Genomic DNA, 19,287 nt, shown 5'->3' with positions numbered 1-19,287 from the left:
TAATGGAGACTTAACGTGATGAAACTGAAAGCAGCTCTTGCCTCTGTTGCCCTGGCTGGCAGCATTGCGGCGGTATCTACCCCGGCCATGGCCCGTGATACCGTAAACATCGTGGGTTCTTCCACGGTTTACCCGTTCGCCACTGTGGTTGCCGAGCGTTTTGGTCGTAACACCGACTTCCCGACCCCGAAACTGGAATCCACCGGTTCTGGCGGTGGTCTGAAGCTGTTCTGCGCCGGTGTGGGCACCCAGCACCCGGACATCACCAATGCTTCACGTCGCATGAAGACAAGCGAGTTCCAGGACTGCCAGAACAACGGCGTAAAGGACATCACGGAAGTTCGGATTGGCTCTGACGGTATCGTGGTTGCCAACTCCGCGCAGGCTGCAAAGATGGATATCTCCCTCCATCAGCTGTTCCTGGCTCTGGCTAAGGATGTTCCCAACCCGCAGGGTGGCGAGAACCTGGTACCGAACCCCTACAAGAAGTGGAGCGATATCGATTCCAGCCTGCCGGATATGGCCATCAGCGTAATGGGTCCGCCTCCGACTTCCGGTACCCGTGACGCCTTCGTCGAAATCGCTATGGAAGGTGGCTGCAAGACATACGATTGGATCAAGTCCAAGAGCAAGGGCGACATGCGCGCCATCTGCCACAACATCCGTGAAGACGGTGCCTTCATTGAAGCTGGCGAAAACGACAACCTGATCGTTCAGCGTCTGGCCCGCGACACCGGCACCTTCGGTATCTTCGGCTACAGCTTCCTGGACGAAAACCGTGGTCAGATCCAGGCCAGCACCATCGGTGGCGTTGAGCCGACTCAGGAAACCATCGGTGACGACAGCTACCCGGTTGCCCGTTCCATGTTCTTCTACGTGAAGAAAGCCCACGTGGGTGTGGTTCCTGGTATTCAGGAGTACGTCAACGAATTCACCAGCGAAGGCGCCTGGGGTGACAACGGCTACCTGGTAGACGTAGGCCTGATCCCGAACCCGCGCAACGTTCGTATGCAGGCGGCCAAGGATGCCAAGGCTCTGAAGTCCATGACTGGAAACGAGCTGTAAGATTCTGCAGCGAAAGGTCAGGGATGATCGAAAATGAGAGGAACGCAGCCGGCAGGCTGCGTTCCTTTGTTGTATTCAGTAAAGATCCTTCGGGTTTGCTGGCACAATAGGTCAGCGTGAAACCCTTTCAGGAAAGAGACAGTTATGCAATCGGCCAATTTGTTGCCTATCGTTCTGGTGCTCGCAGTGGTGGCTTACACCTTTGCCTACATGCGCTCGCGAGCCGTGGCAGAGCCCCTCGGTGGTATCCGGAATCTCAAATCCCTGCCATTTTATTATGCAGCCCGCGCCGCACTATGGTGTGGTATCCCGGCCCTGATTACGCTCGGTTTGTGGGCCGGTTTCGAAGGTAAAGTTATTCAGGGTATTGTCGTTGGGTCACTGCCACCGGAAGCAATCCCTGAATCTGCCGGCCAGGCAAGCCTTGTTGTATCCCAGATCGGTAATGTAGCGGCAGGCAAGCTCAATCCGGAATTTGTGCCAGAGCACATCGCCGGTGCCGCAGCGCTGCTTGAGACGCTGAGAGATCAGAGCAAGAACTTCAAAACCATTCTGGTACTGTTGATTGCGGTGCTGGGTGCTGTTGTGGCCTGGTTCCGGGTTGCGCCTCATATCAATGCCCGGGAAAGTGTTGAAACCACTCTGCGCCGGATCTTCTTCGTATGCGCCGCCGTCGCCGTAATGACTACTGTGGGCATTGTTTTCTCGGTGATTTTTGAGACCGTCCGGTTCTTCAGCATGGTGTCGTTCTGGGATTTCTTCTTGGGTGCCAACTGGAGTCCACAGACGGCACTGCGTGCTGACCAGGTCGGTGCTGACGGTTCCTTCGGCATGATTCCGCTGTTTACCGGTACGCTGCTGATTTCTGCCATTGCATTGATCGTCGCCGTGCCGGTTGGTTTGCTCTCGGCGGTCTTCCTTTCCGAGTACGCCGGCAAGAAAGCCCGCTCCGTGATCAAGCCGCTGATGGAAATGCTGGCGGGTATTCCGACGGTGGTTTACGGGTTCTTCGCCGCCTTGACCGTGGCGCCGTTTATCCGGGACCTGGCCGAGACCGTTGGCCTCAATGCTTCGTCCCAGAGCGCCCTGGCGGCTGGCCTGGTGATGGGTGTGATGATTATCCCGTTCGTGTCCTCGTTGTCTGACGATGTGATCAACGCGGTGCCCCAGACTCTGCGTGACGGCTCTCTGGCTCTCGGTGCTACCCAGTCTGAAACCATGAAACAGGTGATCTTCCCGGCGGCACTGCCCGGCATTATGGGCGGTATTCTGCTGGCCGCTTCCCGCGCCATTGGTGAAACCATGATTGTGGTGATGGCCGCAGGCCTGGCAGCCAACCTCACGGCCAACCCGCTGGATTCTGTCACTACCGTCACCGTACAGATCGTCACCCTGCTGACCGGCGACCAGGAATTCGACAGCGCCAAGACCCTGGCAGCCTTTGCCCTGGGCATGATGCTGTTCGTGGTGACACTGATTCTGAACGTGATTGCTCTCAAGATTGTGCGCAAATATAGGGAACAGTATGACTGATCAACGCTCCCAGGCGGAGATTGTCCGCCAGTCCCTGAAACGCCGGTATCGCAAGGAACGGCGGTTCCGCGCCTACGGTATGTTGGCCATTGCCATCGCCCTGTCGGCCCTAGTGATCCTGTTTGCCGATATCATTGGCAAGGGCTACACCGGGTTTATCAAAACCACCATTACGCTGGATGTGCATCTGGATGGTGAAGCCATGTATCTGGACGATCCTACCGATGCAGACCAGCGTTCCATGGCCGATTTCAATGCACCGATCATCATCGCGCTCGGTGACCTGATTCCGGGTGTTGAGGATCGTGCCGCCCAGCGTGAACTCAGCCGACTGGTGGGCAGTTATGGTTCGAGCCAGATTCGTGACTTGTTGCGCAGTCAGCCGGAACTGCTGGGCACTACCCAGACGCTGACCTTTCTGGCCCACGATCGTGTATCGGTGTATGTGAAGCATGCGGACAATGACAACTACAGCGTTCGCTTGTCTGACCAGCAGATCGAATGGGTAGATTACCTGGTGGAGCGAGGTGTTATTGAGACCGCGTTCAACGACGTATTCTTCCAGTCTGGCGATTCCCGGGAGCCGTCTAACGCCGGTATTCTGGGCGCTATCATCGGTTCATTACTGACCATGGTGGTGACCCTGCTGATTGCCTTCCCTGTCGGGGTGGCCGCAGCGGTCTATCTGGAAGAGTTCGCGCCCCAGAACAAGCTGACCGATTTCATCGAGGTGAACATCAACAACCTGGCGGCGGTGCCGTCGATCATCTTCGGTCTGCTGGGCCTGGCGGTGTTCATCGGGTTGTTTGGCATGCCCCGTTCGGTGCCGGTGGTGGGTGGTCTGGTACTGGCGCTGATGACGTTGCCTACCATCATCATCTCCAGCCGTGCCGCCATCAAGAGTGTGCCGCCCTCCATTCGCGAGGCAGCTGAGGGCATCGGGGCTTCCAAGATGCAGGTGGTGCTTCACCATGTGGTACCCCTGGCGATGCCGGGCATGATGACCGGTTCCATCATCGGTATGGCGCAGGCGCTGGGTGAGACTGCCCCGTTGCTGCTGATCGGGATGGTCGCATTTATTGTGGAGATTCCGGACGGCTTCTTCAGCTCCGCCACGGTACTGCCGGTACAGATCTATCTGTGGGCAAGCAGCGCGGAACAGGGTTTTATCGAATTGGCGTCAGCGGGCATTATGATCCTGCTGACCTTCATGATCAGTATGAATGCACTGGCCATTTGGCTGCGCAAACGTCTTGAGCGCCGGTGGTAAGGAGAGTACTAATGAATACCATGAATCCGACAATCACGAGTGAGGCGGACATGCCGGCAGACACTATTATCCCGGTAAAAGACGAGCGGCCAGCGGAAACCGTCATTGAAGAAGGTACGACCGTTGGGGTTCCTCTGTCTGATGATCCCAAGTTCAAGCTGCGTAATGTAGAAGTGTTCTATGGTCAGGATCGGGCTATAAAGAACGTCAGCCTGGACATTGGCCGTAACGAAGTCATTGCCTTTATCGGGCCTTCCGGCTGCGGTAAATCGACCTTTCTGCGGTGCCTGAACCGGATGAACGACAGCATTGATATCTGCCGGGTCAAAGGTCAGTTGATGATCGACGAGCATGATATCTATGACCCGAAACGGGACGTCGTTGAACTGCGCGCCCGGGTGGGCATGGTGTTCCAGAAGCCGAACCCGTTCCCCAAGTCGATCTACGACAACGTGGCCTACGGCCCACGAATTCATGGCCTTGCCAACCGTAAATCCGATCTTGATGAGATTGTTGAAAACAGCCTGCGCAAAGCCGGTCTTTGGGATGAGGTGAAAGATCGCCTGGATGCTACGGCCACCGGTATGTCCGGCGGCCAGCAGCAGCGCCTGTGTATCGCCCGTGCCATTGCTGTTAGTCCGGAAGTGATCCTGATGGACGAGCCATGCTCGGCCCTGGACCCGATCGCCACCGCGAAAGTGGAAGAACTGATTGCCGAGATGTCGGAGAGTTACACCATCGTGATCGTGACCCACTCCATGCAGCAAGCGGCACGAGTCTCCAACCGCACCGCGTATTTCCACCTGGGGCATCTGGTGGAGGTGAACGAGACTGACAAGGTATTCACCTCGCCGGAGCACGAGCTGACGGAATCCTACATTACTGGCCGCTTTGGTTAAGGGCACCGGGGAACACTGGAGATATCAGATATGCCGAATAAAAAGGACGATGTATACGGGGATCACATTTCCCACAAGTTCAACAACGAGCTGACCGAGCTGAAAACCCAGTTTCTTAACATGGGTGGTCTGGTGGAAAGCCAGGTTGAGCGTGCGGTTCAGGCGCTGGTAGACGGCGACGGCCATCAGGCTGAAGACGTCCGTGCCGGAGACAAGAAGGTCGACCGGATGGAGGTTGACCTGGACGAAGAGGCCACGCTGATCATCGCTCGCCGCCAGCCCACGGCGCGGGATTTGCGGTTGGTGATTGCGGTGATCAAGATGGTGGCGGACCTTGAGCGGGTTGGCGATGAGGCCAAGAAGATCGCCAAGATGGCGATTAAACTGTCCGAAGAAGGCCAGGCGCCCCGTGGCTATGTCGAGATCCGCCATATTGCCAGCCATGTGTTGAGCATGCTGCACGATGCGCTGGATGCGTTTGCCCGGTTGGATTCGGAGCAGGCGCTGCGGGTGATGAAGGAAGACAAGCGGGTGGATGAGGAGTATCAGGCTGCTGCCCGTACGCTCTTGACCTTTATGATGGAAGATACCCGCAATATTTCACGGTGTATGTCGGTGATGTGGGTGCTTCGTGCGTTAGAGCGGGTGGGTGATCACGCCTGTAACATTGCCGAGAACGTCATTTTCATGGTCAAAGGCGAGGATGTTCGCCATACGCCCGTGGAAGAGGCTGAGAAGGTGGTTGGCCGGTAAATCTGCACAATCCCGTTCCCATGCGGGGGCGGGCTTTGGTGGAGGGCTGGCATGCGGGTTGGCTTTACGGGACACGCTCAAGCCATCCGTGGGCGCTTAGCTTTCGCCATCCCTGGCGAAAGATAGTCCCGTAAAGCCAACCCGCACACCAGCCAGCCGGACCAAGGCATTGGTTTCCCCAAACCCAGACTCAATGCTCTGGAAGGCTTGGCAGCAGGCCGGGTGCAGCCGGGCCGGTAGTGCTGTTCGGGAGTATCTTTGGCCATGGATGGCCAAAGCTAAGCGCGCATGGATGCCTTGAGCGTCTCCCGAACAGCACTACCGGCTCGGATGCTTACTCCTAAGCCGCGTGCCGGAGAAAGAAGGTAGAGAATCAGGCCTGCTTCATCTTGTCAGTATAAGGCGGCCAGCCCAGCGGTTTGCCGGCAAGAACGTGCAGGTGGATATGGAACACTGTCTGCCCCGAATTTTCGCCGCAGTTCATGACAACCCGATAGCCATCGTCGGCAAATCCCTTCTCTTTGGCAATCTTCGCTGCCACCACATACAGATGCCCCACCAGTTCTCGATCAACTTCGGTAATGTCGTTGATCGTGGCGATGGCCTTCTTCGGAATAACCAGGAAATGCACCGGCGCCTGAGGGTTGATGTCGCTGAACGCCAGGGCAAGGTCATCCTCGTAGAGAATGTCGGCGGGGATTTCCCGGTTGATGATCTTGGTGAAAATCGTCTCTGACATGGTGGCTCCTTTTCGATTGTCTTTGGGATTGTTGTTCGGTGTTAAAGCTGATTCAGACCCGGAATCCGGGAAGTGATCTGCCTGACCACGGCCGGCAGCTCTTCATCCAGGCCCATGGCGTAGCGGGCTACACCGTTGCGGGCGAAGGGCAAAGCGCGGGCAGCGCCAAGCCCCAGGTTGCGGGCCAGGTGTACCGGCGGGATGGCGTTGCTGAACAGATGGTAGAACAGGTCCATGGCCAGCATCATGCGGCGGTTGGCGGGCCGGCGTTGCTGTTCGTATAGCGCCAGCCAGTGCTGGCTGGCCAGGTCATCGCCGCTGCGTCGGGCTTCTTTCAGCAGGCCCTGCAGGCATTGGGCGTCCTGAAAGCCCAGGTTCACCCCCTGGCCGGCCAGGGGGTTGATGGTGTGGGCGGAGTCGCCGGCCAGCACCACGCGGTTCTGGACATAGTGCTTGGCGTGCTGGCGGGCGATGGGGAAACTGGCTTTGGCATCGATGTGGGTCAGCGGCGGCAGGCGTGCCGGGAAGGCCTTGCGGATTTCCGCCATCAGGGTGCTGTTGTCCATGGCTTTGAGTTCGGCCAGCCTTGCCGGGCTGTCGTACCACACCAGTGATCCCCAGGTTTCGCCGGGGTGTTGCTTACCTGCACTGTGTAACGGCAGGAAGGCTCTGGGGCCGCTGGGGTAAAAGCCCTGCCAGGTAATGTCCTCGGGCTGGCCCAGGTAGCGGACCGAAATCACCATGGCTTGTTGTTCGTACTGGTCGCGGGTCACGCCAATGCCGGCCAGTTCCCGCACTCTGGACATGGCGCCGTCCGCCCCGACAATCAGTTGGGCGCTCAGTTCTGTACCATCGTCCAGGGTTATCGTTGCACGCTCGGCATTCTGTGTCAGTGCCTTGAGCCCCTTGCCGGTAATCAGCGTGACGTCGGGTTCGTCCTGTAAGGTTTGCCACAGGGCGTTCTGGGTGATGCTGTTTTCGACGATATGGCCCAGATGGCCTGCGCCGAGATCGGCCGCACTGAATTCCACTTCGGTCAACGAGCCGGGCAGCAGGCGGCTGAGCGGGTGCGGGGTCTCGTCCCACACGGCCAGGCGGCGATAGGGTGTGGCGCGCATGGCCTGAATGCGAGGCCAGGCGCCCAGGCTTTGCAGATAGCGCTCGCTGCCGGCACTGAGCGCTGATACCCGGATATCGGGGCTGGCATCCGCGTCAAAGTCCGAGGGCTCGGCCTTGTCAATCAGGCCGACCTTGATGCCCTGCTGGCCAAGGCCATTGGCAAGGGCGGCGCCAACCATGCCGGCGCCAACGATGATGATGTCAAATGCTTGGTTCATATCCGGTTCCTGTCTGATGGCATCAGTTTACGCGATGCCACGGGCCAGACAAGCGACCGGGATCAATCCGCCGGGTTTCAGTACCCCGCGAGTCTGGAGACGGTCTTCTCCTCAGTGGTTTCCGGCCGTTGACGGCCTTTCGTCAGCCAGGCCGGTTTCTGGGCGCCTGGCCGAGTGAAGCCCTGGTTGATCACCATGGGGTGAACCAGTTGCAGGAAGTCTGCGGTTTTCATGTGAATGGATTCGGTGTGGGTGCCGGCGGCGAAGGCCAGTTCCGGCTGCTCCGTCAGCACTTCGGCGCAATAGACCGTCATGCCGAACAGGTTGCCGAACGGTGGCATGGCGCCCACCTCGCACTCGGGAAACCGGTCCTGGAATTCCTGTTCGTCGGCAAGATCCACGAAATCGGTGTCCAGCACCCGGGAAAGTCGATCCCAGCGCACCCGCCAGGTAGCAGGCATCACCAGCATGGCCATTTTGCCATCGAGTTCGATGATGACGGTTTTAACAACCCGGTCACCGGCGATCTTGACGTGGTGAGCCAGCTGCTGGGCAGTGAAGGCAGGGGGATGGGAGAGGCACATGTATTCCACACCTGCCTCGTCCAGGAACTCTGTTAACTGCTTCACCGGCATAGTCACAACCTCCTGACAGCATGGTCGGTGTTGTGGAGCCATCCGCCGTCCCGGGCCTGGCCCCGATGGCAAGAGGGGCGGGCGCCCCTTCTTACCGTCAGCTTAGCCCAGGTTGAGCTGTTTGCGAGTATCCATCTGTATTTGTGTGTAACCGTTCGCGTCATTCGGCCTTGTACATGTGTACATCGCGCTGAGGGAACGGAATGGTGATACCTTCTGCATCAAAGGCCTTTTTCACTTTCTCCTGCATGTCCCAGTAATACGGCCAGAGGTCGTCAGTGGCCACCCAGGCACGGAACATGAGGTCGACAGAGCTGTCACCGAGGGCGCCAACACAGATTCGCGGTGCCGGGTCTTTCAGTGAGCGCTCATCTTCGTCAAACAGGCGTTGAAGAATGGCTTTGGCCTTGTCGATGTCGTCGTCATAGTGAATGCCGAAGGTCATGTCGCAGCGGCGTTTGTCATAGATGCTGACGTTAACCAGCGTTGCGTTGGACAGGCTGCCATTAGGGATGACGATACGGCGGTTGTCGAAGGTGTTTACCACGGTGTAGAGAATCTGGATTTCCGCCACGGCGCCAAGGTAGCCCTGGGCTTCAATGGTGTCGCCCACCTTGAAGGGCTTGAAGATCAGGATCAGTACACCACCGGCAAAGTTGGCGAGACTGCCTTGCAGCGCCAGGCCGATGGCCAGACCGGCGGCACCGATAACCGCGATGAACGACGTGGTGGCAATGCCGATCATGGAGGCGACCGAGATCAGCAGCATGACCTTCAGAATCGCGCTGATGAGGCCGCACAGGAATTTGTTCAGGGTGGGGTCTTTTTGGCCCAGTTTCTTGTCAAGAACCGAAACAAAACGGTTGATCAGCCACATACCCACGATCAGGGTTATGATGGCCAGCAACACCTTGGGGGCATAGGCCATGGTCAGGGCGACTGCCTGATCCATCCATTGGGTAGCCTGCCCGTCGGCACTGAAGAGGTCTTCCATAGGGGAGCTCCTTGTTCGTTAGTGTTTTTTGAGGTGTAACTGCCTGGACAATCGATTGCCGCAAGGGAATCTGACTCTACGCAGTATAGAGTACAAATGGATTAAACCTGCATTGCGCGGAGATGTTGTAATCGCTTTATTTCAGGAGCTTGTGGTGGTTTCTGGCGTAGTCGCGAATGGTTTCCGGATTGCCGCGTACAAGAATTCGCCCCTGTTTCTGGCTGAGCTGGTAGTCGTACATCGGGTCGTAGTAGTCGTTGAGCAGGGTTTCGATCCAGGCATGGTGGCGGTCCAGGGTGCCGGTCGCCTGTTGCTGGTCGAGGGCCTGGGTCATCAGGTCTCGGAGCTGCTGGTAGCGTTCACCTCCCAGGCGCCTGCGTATCCGGTCCAGGGCGCTGAGCAGGTAATCCCGGAAGTTGAGCCAACCGGCCTCTTCACCGTCTCTTGAAATGTAGTCCTGCAGCATGGCCTCTACGTAGTCGGCGCGAATGATCGCAACCCGCTCTTCCATGGGTTGTTCCAGAATCATCAACGGCGATTCCGCCATTCGTGCCCGCAGGGACTCAGGCAGGGCGCAGCGGCCGATCAGTCGGCTTTCATCTTCCAGGTAGATCAAACCGCCGGTCAGGTGATGCGCCTTCAGCATGGCAACCGCCACACGGTTCTCGAAGTCTATCTGGGAAGGTTGCGGCGTAACCTGTCGGCCAAAACTGGAGCCTCTGTGGTTAGCCAGTCCTTCAAGGTCGACCGGATTGGGCAGGTCAAGCAGGACGCGGGTTTTGCCAGTGCCGGTGCGGCCGCTGAGAATCCGGTAATCACCGTTGGCAATCAGTTGGTCCAGGCTGTCGATCAGGAAACGCCGAAGCGCCTTGTAGCCACCCTTCACCAGGGGGTAGTCAATGCCTGAGTCTTTGATCCATTGCTGGGTAAGCCGTGAGCGTAGCCCGCCACGAAAGCAGAAAAGGTATCCCTCGGGGTGTCTGGCGATGAAGCGGTTCCAGGCTTCTATACGCTGCGCCTTGATGTCGCCTGAGACCAGTTGATGGCCCAGTTTGATGGCTTCGTCCTGACCTTTCTCCTTGTAGCAGATACCCACCCGGTGCCGTTCTTCATCGTTCATTAGCGGTGCATTTTCAGCACAGGGAAAACTGCCTTTGGCAAACTCCACCGGTGCCCGCACATCCATTAACGGGATGTCGTTCAGGAACAGGTTGAGGTAGTCATCGGTGTCGGGTCTGCTGGCCATTTCCATGAATCGCTGTTACTCAGAGTGAGGCGGCAGTATACCGGACTGTTGATATCCCGGCCAAAGGGTACAATGCCGCCTCGGAAACGGCCTGAAAGGACCAGTGATGAATCCGGAAACACTCAATCTGCACCTGCGCAAAACCCTTAGTCGCGGCCGGGTGGCCCAATCGGCGCCGGCCGGCTGCCCGGAGATACCGCTCTACCTGTTTGACCCGTCTGTGCTTGAGGGGCCACTAAGTCATGACGAGGCCCAGGCCGTGGTGGCGGAGCCGGCCTATTGGTCGTTTTGCTGGGCCAGTGGCCAGGTGTTGGCCCAGTGGATTCTGGACCACCCGACGCTGGTGGCAGGCAAAACCGTGCTGGATTTTGGCTCCGGCTCCGGCGTGGTAGCGGTGGCTGCTGCACGGGCGGGTGCGGCCAGAGCCATTGCCTGCGATATTGATCCGGCAGCGCTGGATGCTGCAGCAGCCAACGCTGAGTTGAACGGCGTGCAGGTGGAGCTGTGTGCGGACTGGGCGCAGCGGCCCGGGCACTTGGACCTGATCACCGTGGCTGATGTGCTGTACGACCCGGAAAACCGGCCGCTGCTGGAGGCCTTTCGCGCTTCCGCTGAACAGGTGTTGCTGGCAGACTCCAGAATCAGGAATCTGGCCAATCCGGCCTATGACAAGCAGGCAGTGATTGAGGCTAGAACCTGGCCGGATCTGAATGAATTCGAGGAGTTCAACAAGGTGCGCATTTATCTTGCGCGGGGCAGGCTGTAGCAGCAAGCAGTGGGGCGTGACGGAAAAAATAAAGGGCAACCCTCGGGCTGCCCTTCGCAGGTACTGAACCGCCATCCTGAGCAGTTCAGATTCGGAACAGGTTGGCGCCTCCGTGCGCGGTGGGCAACTGCCTTGTTGCCAGTCCTTGCGTCCGTTCCCTGGTGCCGGCGTCCGAGCCAGCCATCCAATTCGTTATCCCTTAAGCGAGGCGTCCCTGTGTCCTTGCCTCTCCCCACAATCCATGCAGGGGTGCGTCCGGTGCGTCGTCCTTTTCCCTGTCATCCTTGACGTTGAACATCATACCAATCCCACCTTTACAGACGTGTGAACTGTGCACGATTTGTTGAACACGAAACTGCGGTCATCAATGTTTTTTGTTAAAAATCATAAAGATAGGATGAATTCCTGGATGAGCGCTCGCGTCTGCGCACGCTACGCGGCTACATGTTCTTACATGCTTGTAGGAAATGTCTCACGCAGAGTCGGGCGAATTTCTCAAATCCACTTCACCGGCATTGCGGATGCCCGGCCAGGGCAGCATGCCGATCGCGATGCCCAGGGCATCCGCCAGAACATCGGCCATGGAAAAATCCCGATAGGGGAGGTTGGCCTGGACCGCTTCGAGCGCCAGGCCGAAGCCCAGCAGGGCAGGGGCGTACCAGAATGCACTCAGGCGAGGCCAGGCCAGCCGGGTGACAATGGTCAATTCGATAAACGCAATAATGTGGTTGACCTTGTCGTTGGCGGCTGCAGGGATGGGGTAGCTGGAGCTGGTTGTGGCCAGGTACAGGATGGCGGCCACCGAGATCAGCAAGACTGCCTGCCAGAGCCGGCGCATGCGCAGAAGGGTAGAGACGGTTTGCTGAAATGGGAGCATCAAGTCATCCGGGTGTGGTTGCAGGCTGTGGGAACGATCCTGACATGATATGCTTTGCGCCCCGTTTTTGTCATGGCAGCGGAGGATCATCAGCGATGCTCAAGGGTAACTTTTTCAGAGGACTGGGTTATCTGGGTGAAGGTTTCAGGCTGATCCGCCTGCCGGGCCTGCGCCTGTTTGTCATCATTCCCCTTGTGATCAACATCCTCCTGTTTGGTTTGATGTTCTATTTCATGGCGGAGCTGTTTTCGGTCTTGATCGCCGGGGCCATGGCCTGGCTGCCGGATTGGGCCTGGTTGCAGGCGCTGGACTGGCTGTTCTGGTTACTTTACGGCGTGGTGATTCTGCTGATGCTGGCCTACGGTTTCGTGATTGTTGCCAATCTTATCGGCTCGCCGTTCTACGGTTATCTGGCCGAACTTACCGAAAAGCATCTGACCGGCCAGGAAGTCAATCCGGACGAAGGCTGGGGGGCGCTGCTGAAGGATACCCCACGAATTCTCTGGCGCGAGGTCCAAAAGATCGCCTATTACCTTCCCCGCGCCCTGGGCCTGTTCATCATAGGCCTGATTCCGGTCGTCAACCTGGTGGCGGCCTTACTCTGGTTCCTGTTCAACAGCTGGATGATGGCGTTGCAGTACGTGGATTATCCGGCGGACAACCATAAAGTCAGTTTTGCCCGTCTGCGCCGGGATCTTGCGGCCCAGCGGCTGTCAGCACTGGGTTTCGGCTTGCCGGTGGCCCTGGCGGCCATGGTGCCGGTGCTTAATCTGGTGGTGGTGCCGGCTGCGGTGTGCGGAGCAACCGCCTACTGGGTGCGGGAAAATACATCGAATCAACAGTAATTTGCTTGCGGAGGTTTCTTGGAAACATCGGAATTTGTCATCGGTCAGCGTTGGGTGAGCCACAGCGATACCGCTTTGGGTTTGGGTATCGTTACCGACATCTCGGGGCGCAGAGTTACCCTGGGGTTTCCGGCGGCCGATGAAGAGCGCACCTACGCCATCGATAATGCGCCTTTGTCGCGCATTGTCTATCAGCTGGGTGAGGAGATAGAGACCTACGACGGCGAGCGTTACATTGTTCGCGCCGTTGAGGATCTCCACGGTGTTCTGATGTACCACGCCGATGATGGCGAAAATATCCAGCAGATCTCCGAGGTAAAGCTGGCCGGTTCGGTCAATTTTTCGGCACCGCACCAGCGCCTGTTCGCCGGTCAGTTTGACCGTAACGGTGCCTTCCGGTTGCGGGTCTCCACGCTCCAGCATCTCGATCGGCTCAGAGCTTCGCCGGCCCAGGGGTTGATTGGCGCCCGTACCCAGCATTTGCCGCACCAGCTATACATTGCCCACGAAGTGGCGCGCCGCCATGCCCCCAGAGTGTTACTGGCCGATGAGGTGGGTTTGGGCAAAACCATTGAGGCTGGCCTGATCCTGCACTATCAGTTGCACACCGGCCGGGCCCGAAGGGCGCTGATTGTGGTGCCGGATTCGCTGGTTCACCAGTGGCTGGTGGAAATGCTGCGCCGCTTTAACCTGCGTTTTTCCATTGTGGACCAGAGCCGGTACGACGATATCAAGGCCCAGGAAGACGATGTAGACGCCCTGGTAAACCACATCTTCGGTGACGACGACAGCGTCAACCCGTTCGAGGCGGACCAGCTGGTGTTGTGCAGTCTCGATTTTCTGGTGCAGAGCGAACAGGCCCGTGACCATGCCCTGGCGGCGGGTTGGGACCTGATGGTGGTGGACGAAGCCCACCACCTGGCCTGGTCGCCGGAACAGGCCAGCCCGGAATATCAGCTGGTTGAAAGCCTGTCTGAGGCCAGCAAAGGCCTGTTGCTGCTGACCGCTACGCCGGAACAGGTGGGTGTGGCCAGTCATTTCGCCCGTTTGCGCTTGCTGGACCCGGCACGGTTCCACTCCCTGGACGCGTTCCGGGAGGAGGAACAGCAATACGAGGTCATCAACAAAGTGGTGCGCCGGCTGCTTGAAACTCCGGGCCGAATTGATCCGGAAGATAAAATCGCCCTTGCTGGCTGGTTGGGTGATGAGCTGGAGGAACTTCTGGCCCGAGATGGCGCCCACCAGGCGGTGATTGATGCGTTGCTGGACCGCCATGGCACCGGCCGAGTGCTGTTCCGCAACACCCGGGCAGCGATTCAGGGCTTCCCGGAGCGCCAGCCGCTGCCGGAACCCCTGCCGTGTCCTGCTCTTTACGATGATTGTCGCTACGGTGATGTTGGCCTGGCGCCTGAACAGACAGTGCCGGAAGAACAATGGCTGGCGGACGATCCGAGAGTGGCCTGGCTGGAGAAAAAACTGGCCAGCCTGCGCCCGGCCAAAGTGGTGGTGATCTGCGCCCGAGCTGATACCGCTATGGCGCTGGAGCATTACCTGCAGCTGCGGGCCGGCATTCGCAGCGCCGCCTTCCATGAGCACCTGAGCCTGCTGGAACGGGATCGTGCTGCCGCCTATTTTGCCGACAGCGAGCAGGGCGCCCAGGCGCTGATCTGTTCGGAAATCGGCAGTGAGGGCCGTAACTTCCAGTTTGCCCACCACCTGGTGCTGTTTGATTTGCCCGCCAACGCGGACCTGCTGGAACAGCGGATTGGCCGGCTGGACCGCATCGGCCAGACCGAGGCCATCCGGATTCACATACCCTACCTGCAGGGCACCAGCCAGGAAGTACAGTACCGCTGGTTCCAGGAAGGGCTGAACGCCTTTGCCGAGAGTTGTGCCGTCGGTGTGGCGGTTCACGACCAGGTGGGTGACGAGTGGCAGAAGGCCCTGGACGGCGATGACGCCGCCCTTGAACCCATGCTGGCAAGCAGTGCCGAGGAAACTGCGCGGCTGAAAACCCTGCTGCACAACGGCCGGGATGCCCTGATTGAGCTCAACTCCTGCCGCCGGGATGAAGCCGAAGCCTTGATTGCCAGTATCGAGCAGGAGGAAAGCTCGGCCCAGGTCCGTGATTACATGGTGCAGGCGTTCGATATTCTGGGTGTGGATATAGAAGACCACAGTGAGCATGCCGATGTGCTCAAGCCTGGCGAACAATACCAGGCGGGCCATGTTGCCGAGCTGCCGGAGGACGGCCTGACCGTCACCTGGGAGCGTGAACAGGCCCTGCAGCGGGAAGATATGGCGTTCATGAGCTGGGAGCACCCGATGGTGACCGGCGTGATGGATTCTGTCACCAGCTCGGGCCTGGGCAAAGCGGCGCTGGCCAATCTGTCCGTGAAGGCACTGCCGCCCGGCACCCTGCTGCTGGAGGCCCTGTTTGCCGTACACTGCCCGGCGCCGGAGTCCTTACAGTTGACCCGCTATCTGCCGGTTTCGCCGCTGCGCCTGGTGGTGGATGTGAATGGCCGGGACCTGTCCAACGCGTTACCTCATGATCGCCTGAATGAGCTGTGCTCCAACATTCGCCGGCGCACGGCACAGGCCATCGTGCCGAAAATCCGGGCCGAGGTGGAAACCATGGTGGACCACGTTGAGCGACTGGCAGAGCCGCATCTGGCGCAGCTGCAGGCGCAAGCGCTGGCGCAGGTTGAGGCGGGTTTTGTTCCCGAGGTGCGCCGGCTGGAAGCCTTGCAGCGGGTAAACCCGGCCATTCGCAGTGAAGAAATCGATTATCTGCGCGGCCAGCTGGATGCTGCCCGGGAAGCGGTGGGCCACGCCAGTCTTGCGCTGGAAGGTATTCGGGTGATTGTTACCTCCTGAAGTGGACTAACTGGCTGAGTTGCGGGCGTTATCTGGCAACATGGCATCTGATAGAGTAAGTTGAACGTAACGAAGTGTTATAAGGCTTTGGTTATTGTCCAAAGACTCCAATCCACGGAAGACAGAGAGAACCTGTGATGACGTTGATACTGTTTCTGATCGCACTGGGCGGCCTGCTGTTTGTATTGCGCCGCGAATCCGGTGCAAAGCCTGCTATTGGTGTTATGGCGGTGGTGGGTGTGATCGCCCTTTTCTCGGGCTCTGGCTGGCTCGCGCTGGTGTTATTTGTCGGTGCGGCCATTACCGCGATGGCGGGGCTGCCGCAGTTCCGGATCAACTGGCTTACCCCGCGGGTGTTTGCCATGTTCAAGAAGGTGGCGCCCAAGGTCTCGGAAACAGAAAAGGTGGCGCTGGAAGCCGGCACCGTCGGCTGGGACGGCGAGCTGTTTACCGGCCGCCCGGACTGGCACAACCTGCTGATCAACCGTCATACCGGGTTGAGCGACGAAGAGCAGGCGTTCGTTGATAATCAATGTACCCAGGCGATTTCCATGTGCAATGCCTGGGATCTGGCGGTGGAGCGGGCTGATCTGCCGAAAGAGTTGTGGGACTTCCTCAAGAAAGAGAAGTTCTTCGGCATGATCATTCCGAAGGAGTACGGTGGCCTCGAGTTCTCGGCCAAGGCTCAGACAGCAGTATTGCAGAAGCTGGCGGCCAACGAGATGTTGATGGTGACCGTGGGTGTTCCCAATTCTCTCGGTCCTGGTGAGCTGTTGGTCAAATACGGTACCGAAGAACAGAAGAACCATTACCTGCCGCGCCTTGCGGATGGTCGGGAGGTTCCGTGCTTTGGTTTGACTGGCCCTAGGGCCGGCTCGGATGCCACGTCCATTCCTGATACCGGCATCGTTTGCAAGCAAAAGGTAGACGGCAAAGAGGTGTTGGGTCTTCGCCTGAACTTCGAGAAGCGCTGGATTACCCTGGCTCCGGTGGCCACGGTGGTGGGCCTGGCGTTCCGGATGTTCGACCCGGATGGCCTGCTGGGTGACACCAAAGACTATGGCATCACCTGTGCCCTGATTCCCCGTGACACCGACGGCATGGAAATCGGTCGTCGCCACTGCCCGATCGGTACCCCGTTCATGAACGGGCCGATCAAGGGCAAAGACGTGTTTATCCCGCTGGACTACATCATCGGTGGCCAGGAAATGGCCGGCCAGGGCTGGCGCATGCTGGTTGAGTGCCTGTCGGTGGGCCGTTGTATCACCTTGCCGTCTGGTGCGGCTGGTGGTGCAGCCTACGCTGTTGGGACTGCCGGTGGCTTCACCCGCATTCGCCGCCAGTTCAATACCCCGGTGGCGGATATGGAAGGTGTGCAGGCGCCCCTGGCCCGTATCGCCGCGAAAACCTACATCGCCCAGTCGGCGGTGAACCATACTGCCAACATGATCGACCGGGGCGAGAAGCCGGCGGTACCGTCTGCGATTCTCAAGTACCACCTGACCGAGTTCCAGCGTGACATCCTGACAGACGCCATGGACGTTCACGGTGGCAAAACCGTGACGCTGGGGCCGCGCAACTACCTCGGCATCGGTTTCAGCGGTTCAGCGGTATCGATCACCGTTGAGGGTGCGAACATCATGACCCGCAGCCTGATGATCTTCGGTCAGGGTGCGATCCGTTGCCACCCGTATGTTCTGAAAGAGTTGGCAGCCAAGGATAATGACGACATCAAGGCGTTCGATGAGGCGTTCTTTGGCCATGCCGGCCTGATCTTTGGTAACGCCGCCCGTGCGTTCACCCAGGCCCTGGGCGTCGGCAAGGCCGATGTGCCGTTTGACAGCGCTTCGCGCAAGTATGCTCAGGCCCTGGCACGGTTCAGCTCCGCCTTCGGGCTGTGTGCCGATGCCGCCATGACCACCCTGGGTGGTGAGCTGAAAATGCGTGAGTTGATCTCCGCCCGTCTCGGCGACATGCTGTCTAATCTCTACCTGGCATCCATGGTGCTGAAAAACTGGCATGAGACCCAGCCAGTGGAAGGCGAGAAAGAACTGATGCAGTACAGCCTGGCATTTTTGCTACACCGTACTGAACAGGCCCTGGATGAGTTCCTGCAGAACCTGCCGAATCGTCCGGTGGCCCTGGCCCTGCGGGCGGTAACCTTGCCGCTGGGATGTCGTTGGGATGCGCCTCATGATGATCTGGCACGCAAGCTGGCGCGGGCGATCTCTACCGATACGCCCATCCGCAACAAGCTGATGGCGGGTGCCTGGACCACCGACGGCGAAGGTACCGTGGAAAATCCGGTAGCCCGCTACAACGGTCTGCTCAAGGATTACGACAAGGCCGAGCAGCTGTACCGCAAAGCCACCAAGGCCTATGCCAAGGGTGAACTGCCGATGACGGCATTGCACCCGGAAGAGCGCTTTGAAGCGGCTCTGGAAGCGGGCATCTACACCAAGGAAGAAGCAGATTTCATGCGCCAGTATGAGCAGGTGGTGCTGGAGATGCTCACCGTGGACGATTTCCCGTTTGATGAGTTTGCCCGCAACAAGGACACCCTGATCGACCACAACCCGGCCTGACGGAGCAGGATGAGATGTGGCTCTCAGTGGTTGCAGTCAGCGTTGGCGCCGTGATCGGCGCCAACCTGCGTTGGGCGCTCAGCTTATGGCTGAATGCCAGTTACCACGCGGTACCCTGGGGCACTCTGGTGGCCAATCTCAGTGGCGGCTGGCTGGTTGGCTTGTTGATTGGCTTTTTTACCCAGAGTAACGCCCTGGCGCCGGAATGGCGTTTGTTTGCCATCACCGGGTTGTGTGGTGCGCTGACCACCTTCTCGACCTTCTCGCTGGAAATGTTCGGTGCACTGCAGGAAGGCAAGTGGGCCATGGCACTCACCGGCATTATCGCCCATGTGGTGGGGTCTATTCTTATGACTGCCCTGGGCTTTTATACCTTCAGTCTGATCAAGGGCTGAACGGTACGTGGGCGCCATCGGAACTGGGTATGACTACCTACATAAATTATTGAAAAGCCCCTTGGCAAGCCGGGAATTCCAGAGTAGAGTGGTTCGTGTAGGAAAGATTAGCCAAGCAGTTCATGAATAAGACGTACCTCCGCAGTTAGTAGTGACCGTCCTGTTTTTGATTCCGCGAGTTCAGTTTTTCCGTCAAACGCTGACCAATACCATGAAGGTGTGTGGCAGCAGATAATATGATTGATTTCAGGAAGTTTAAGTATGTCTACTACTACCGGTACTGTTAAGTTCTTCAACGAAGCAAAAGGCTTTGGCTTTATCACTCGTGAAGGCGGCCCGGACGTATTTGTTCACTACAGCGCCATTCAGGGCTCTGGTTTCAAGACCCTGGCCGAAGGCCAGCAGGTCGAGTTCACCGTAACTCAGGGCCAGAAAGGTCCTCAGGCGGAGAACGTTGTTGCTCTGTAA

General features: G+C 58.4%; 17 protein-coding genes. 11 read left to right on the top strand and 6 right to left on the bottom strand.

The window, feature by feature from the left end:
- Positions 1 to 15: 15 nt before the first annotated feature.
- The 5 genes from ACNSOI_RS18110 (at position 16) to phoU (ending at position 5,520) form a co-directional block, all read left to right on the top strand.
- Positions 16 to 1,065, top strand: coding sequence for a substrate-binding domain-containing protein (locus tag ACNSOI_RS18110; protein ID WP_420194714.1), 1,050 nt, complete (start codon positions 16 to 18; stop codon positions 1,063 to 1,065).
- 144 nt (positions 1,066 to 1,209) lie between these two features.
- Entirely contained in the window at positions 1,210 to 2,598 is a 1,389-nt protein-coding gene (gene pstC / locus ACNSOI_RS18105; RefSeq protein ID WP_420194713.1) for a phosphate ABC transporter permease subunit PstC, read from the top strand.
- Positions 2,591 to 3,868 carry a phosphate ABC transporter permease PstA gene (gene pstA / locus ACNSOI_RS18100; RefSeq protein ID WP_420194712.1) on the top strand — a complete coding sequence of 426 codons (1,278 nt, stop codon included), beginning with the start codon at positions 2,591 to 2,593 and terminating at the stop codon, positions 3,866 to 3,868. The genes pstC and pstA overlap by 8 nt, the downstream gene beginning before the upstream one ends.
- A gap of 11 nt (positions 3,869 to 3,879) precedes the next feature.
- Complete coding sequence (gene pstB / locus ACNSOI_RS18095) at positions 3,880 to 4,767, top strand: phosphate ABC transporter ATP-binding protein PstB (RefSeq protein WP_420194711.1); 888 nt, start codon at positions 3,880 to 3,882, stop codon at positions 4,765 to 4,767.
- 30 nt (positions 4,768 to 4,797) lie between these two features.
- The gene (gene phoU / locus ACNSOI_RS18090) at positions 4,798 to 5,520 is read left to right on the top strand and encodes a phosphate signaling complex protein PhoU (RefSeq protein ID WP_420194710.1); all 723 of its coding nucleotides are present in this window, start codon (positions 4,798 to 4,800) and stop codon (positions 5,518 to 5,520) included.
- A gap of 373 nt (positions 5,521 to 5,893) precedes the next feature.
- On the opposite strand, the gene ACNSOI_RS18085 is transcribed toward phoU, so the two are convergent.
- The 5 genes from ACNSOI_RS18085 to mnmH form a co-directional block, all read right to left on the bottom strand.
- Positions 5,894 to 6,259, bottom strand: coding sequence for a histidine triad nucleotide-binding protein (locus ACNSOI_RS18085; protein WP_420194709.1), 366 nt, complete (start codon positions 6,257 to 6,259; stop codon positions 5,894 to 5,896).
- Between the two features lie 41 nt (positions 6,260 to 6,300).
- Complete coding sequence (locus ACNSOI_RS18080; protein WP_420194708.1) at positions 6,301 to 7,596, bottom strand: FAD-dependent monooxygenase; 1,296 nt, start codon at positions 7,594 to 7,596, stop codon at positions 6,301 to 6,303.
- 77 nt (positions 7,597 to 7,673) lie between these two features.
- Positions 7,674 to 8,231: an aminoacyl-tRNA deacylase gene (locus tag ACNSOI_RS18075; protein ID WP_072676099.1), complete on the bottom strand. Its 558-nt coding sequence runs from the start codon at positions 8,229 to 8,231 to the stop codon at positions 7,674 to 7,676.
- A gap of 160 nt (positions 8,232 to 8,391) precedes the next feature.
- Positions 8,392 to 9,225, bottom strand: coding sequence for a mechanosensitive ion channel family protein (locus ACNSOI_RS18070; protein WP_420194707.1), 834 nt, complete (start codon positions 9,223 to 9,225; stop codon positions 8,392 to 8,394).
- A gap of 136 nt (positions 9,226 to 9,361) precedes the next feature.
- Positions 9,362 to 10,471 (bottom strand): tRNA 2-selenouridine(34) synthase MnmH, encoded by a 1,110-nt coding sequence (gene mnmH, locus ACNSOI_RS18065; RefSeq protein WP_061330949.1) that lies wholly within the window; start codon positions 10,469 to 10,471, stop codon positions 9,362 to 9,364.
- A gap of 106 nt (positions 10,472 to 10,577) precedes the next feature.
- Between mnmH and ACNSOI_RS18060 the strand changes: the two genes are divergently transcribed.
- On the top strand, positions 10,578 to 11,237 hold the full coding sequence (locus ACNSOI_RS18060; protein WP_420194706.1) for a 50S ribosomal protein L11 methyltransferase: 660 nt from the start codon (positions 10,578 to 10,580) through the stop codon (positions 11,235 to 11,237).
- Between the two features lie 472 nt (positions 11,238 to 11,709).
- Here ACNSOI_RS18060 and ACNSOI_RS18055 read toward each other — a convergent pair whose 3' ends face one another.
- On the bottom strand, positions 11,710 to 12,114 hold the full coding sequence (locus ACNSOI_RS18055; RefSeq protein ID WP_061330863.1) for a VanZ family protein: 405 nt from the start codon (positions 12,112 to 12,114) through the stop codon (positions 11,710 to 11,712).
- Positions 12,115 to 12,209: 95 nt separating this feature from the next.
- Here ACNSOI_RS18055 and cysZ point away from each other — a divergent pair, with 95 nt between their 5' ends.
- The 5 genes from cysZ to ACNSOI_RS18030 all read left to right on the top strand — a co-directional run bounded on the left by cysZ (position 12,210) and on the right by ACNSOI_RS18030 (position 19,287).
- Complete coding sequence (gene cysZ, locus ACNSOI_RS18050; protein ID WP_420194705.1) at positions 12,210 to 12,959, top strand: sulfate transporter CysZ; 750 nt, start codon at positions 12,210 to 12,212, stop codon at positions 12,957 to 12,959.
- An 18-nt stretch (positions 12,960 to 12,977) separates the two neighbouring features.
- Positions 12,978 to 15,839 carry an RNA polymerase-associated protein RapA gene (gene rapA, locus ACNSOI_RS18045; RefSeq protein ID WP_420194704.1) on the top strand — a complete coding sequence of 954 codons (2,862 nt, stop codon included), beginning with the start codon at positions 12,978 to 12,980 and terminating at the stop codon, positions 15,837 to 15,839.
- 137 nt (positions 15,840 to 15,976) lie between these two features.
- Positions 15,977 to 18,424, top strand: coding sequence for an acyl-CoA dehydrogenase (locus ACNSOI_RS18040; protein ID WP_420194703.1), 2,448 nt, complete (start codon positions 15,977 to 15,979; stop codon positions 18,422 to 18,424).
- 14 nt (positions 18,425 to 18,438) lie between these two features.
- Positions 18,439 to 18,819 carry a fluoride efflux transporter CrcB gene (gene crcB / locus ACNSOI_RS18035; protein WP_420194702.1) on the top strand — a complete coding sequence of 127 codons (381 nt, stop codon included), beginning with the start codon at positions 18,439 to 18,441 and terminating at the stop codon, positions 18,817 to 18,819.
- Positions 18,820 to 19,080: 261 nt separating this feature from the next.
- The gene (locus ACNSOI_RS18030) at positions 19,081 to 19,287 is read left to right on the top strand and encodes a cold-shock protein (RefSeq protein ID WP_008172950.1); all 207 of its coding nucleotides are present in this window, start codon (positions 19,081 to 19,083) and stop codon (positions 19,285 to 19,287) included.

The organism is Marinobacter sp. GH_1, assembly GCF_048595985.1.
Classification (GTDB): domain Bacteria; phylum Pseudomonadota; class Gammaproteobacteria; order Pseudomonadales; family Oleiphilaceae; genus Marinobacter; species Marinobacter shengliensis.
The sequence above is the reverse complement of the archived record's forward strand: the minus strand, read 5'-3'. Positions and strand labels throughout refer to the sequence as shown.

Excerpts from the sequence above, each read along its gene's own strand:
- mnmH (WP_061330949.1), bottom strand. The coding sequence starts at position 10,471 with ATGGCCAGCAGACCCGACACCGATGACTACCTCAACCTGTTCCTGAAC.
- pstA (WP_420194712.1), top strand. The coding sequence starts at position 2,591 with ATGACTGATCAACGCTCCCAGGCGGAGATTGTCCGCCAGTCCCTGAAA.
- ACNSOI_RS18085 (WP_420194709.1), bottom strand. The coding sequence starts at position 6,259 with ATGTCAGAGACGATTTTCACCAAGATCATCAACCGGGAAATCCCCGCC.
- ACNSOI_RS18080 (WP_420194708.1), bottom strand. The coding sequence starts at position 7,596 with ATGAACCAAGCATTTGACATCATCATCGTTGGCGCCGGCATGGTTGGC.
- ACNSOI_RS18040 (WP_420194703.1), top strand. The coding sequence starts at position 15,977 with ATGACGTTGATACTGTTTCTGATCGCACTGGGCGGCCTGCTGTTTGTA.
- ACNSOI_RS18075 (WP_072676099.1), bottom strand. The coding sequence starts at position 8,231 with ATGCCGGTGAAGCAGTTAACAGAGTTCCTGGACGAGGCAGGTGTGGAA.
- pstC (WP_420194713.1), top strand. The coding sequence starts at position 1,210 with ATGCAATCGGCCAATTTGTTGCCTATCGTTCTGGTGCTCGCAGTGGTG.
- crcB (WP_420194702.1), top strand. The coding sequence starts at position 18,439 with ATGTGGCTCTCAGTGGTTGCAGTCAGCGTTGGCGCCGTGATCGGCGCC.
- ACNSOI_RS18060 (WP_420194706.1), top strand. The coding sequence starts at position 10,578 with ATGAATCCGGAAACACTCAATCTGCACCTGCGCAAAACCCTTAGTCGC.
- ACNSOI_RS18030 (WP_008172950.1), top strand. The coding sequence starts at position 19,081 with ATGTCTACTACTACCGGTACTGTTAAGTTCTTCAACGAAGCAAAAGGC.
- pstB (WP_420194711.1), top strand. The coding sequence starts at position 3,880 with ATGAATACCATGAATCCGACAATCACGAGTGAGGCGGACATGCCGGCA.
- cysZ (WP_420194705.1), top strand. The coding sequence starts at position 12,210 with ATGCTCAAGGGTAACTTTTTCAGAGGACTGGGTTATCTGGGTGAAGGT.
- phoU (WP_420194710.1), top strand. The coding sequence starts at position 4,798 with ATGCCGAATAAAAAGGACGATGTATACGGGGATCACATTTCCCACAAG.
- ACNSOI_RS18055 (WP_061330863.1), bottom strand. The coding sequence starts at position 12,114 with ATGCTCCCATTTCAGCAAACCGTCTCTACCCTTCTGCGCATGCGCCGG.
- ACNSOI_RS18070 (WP_420194707.1), bottom strand. The coding sequence starts at position 9,225 with ATGGAAGACCTCTTCAGTGCCGACGGGCAGGCTACCCAATGGATGGAT.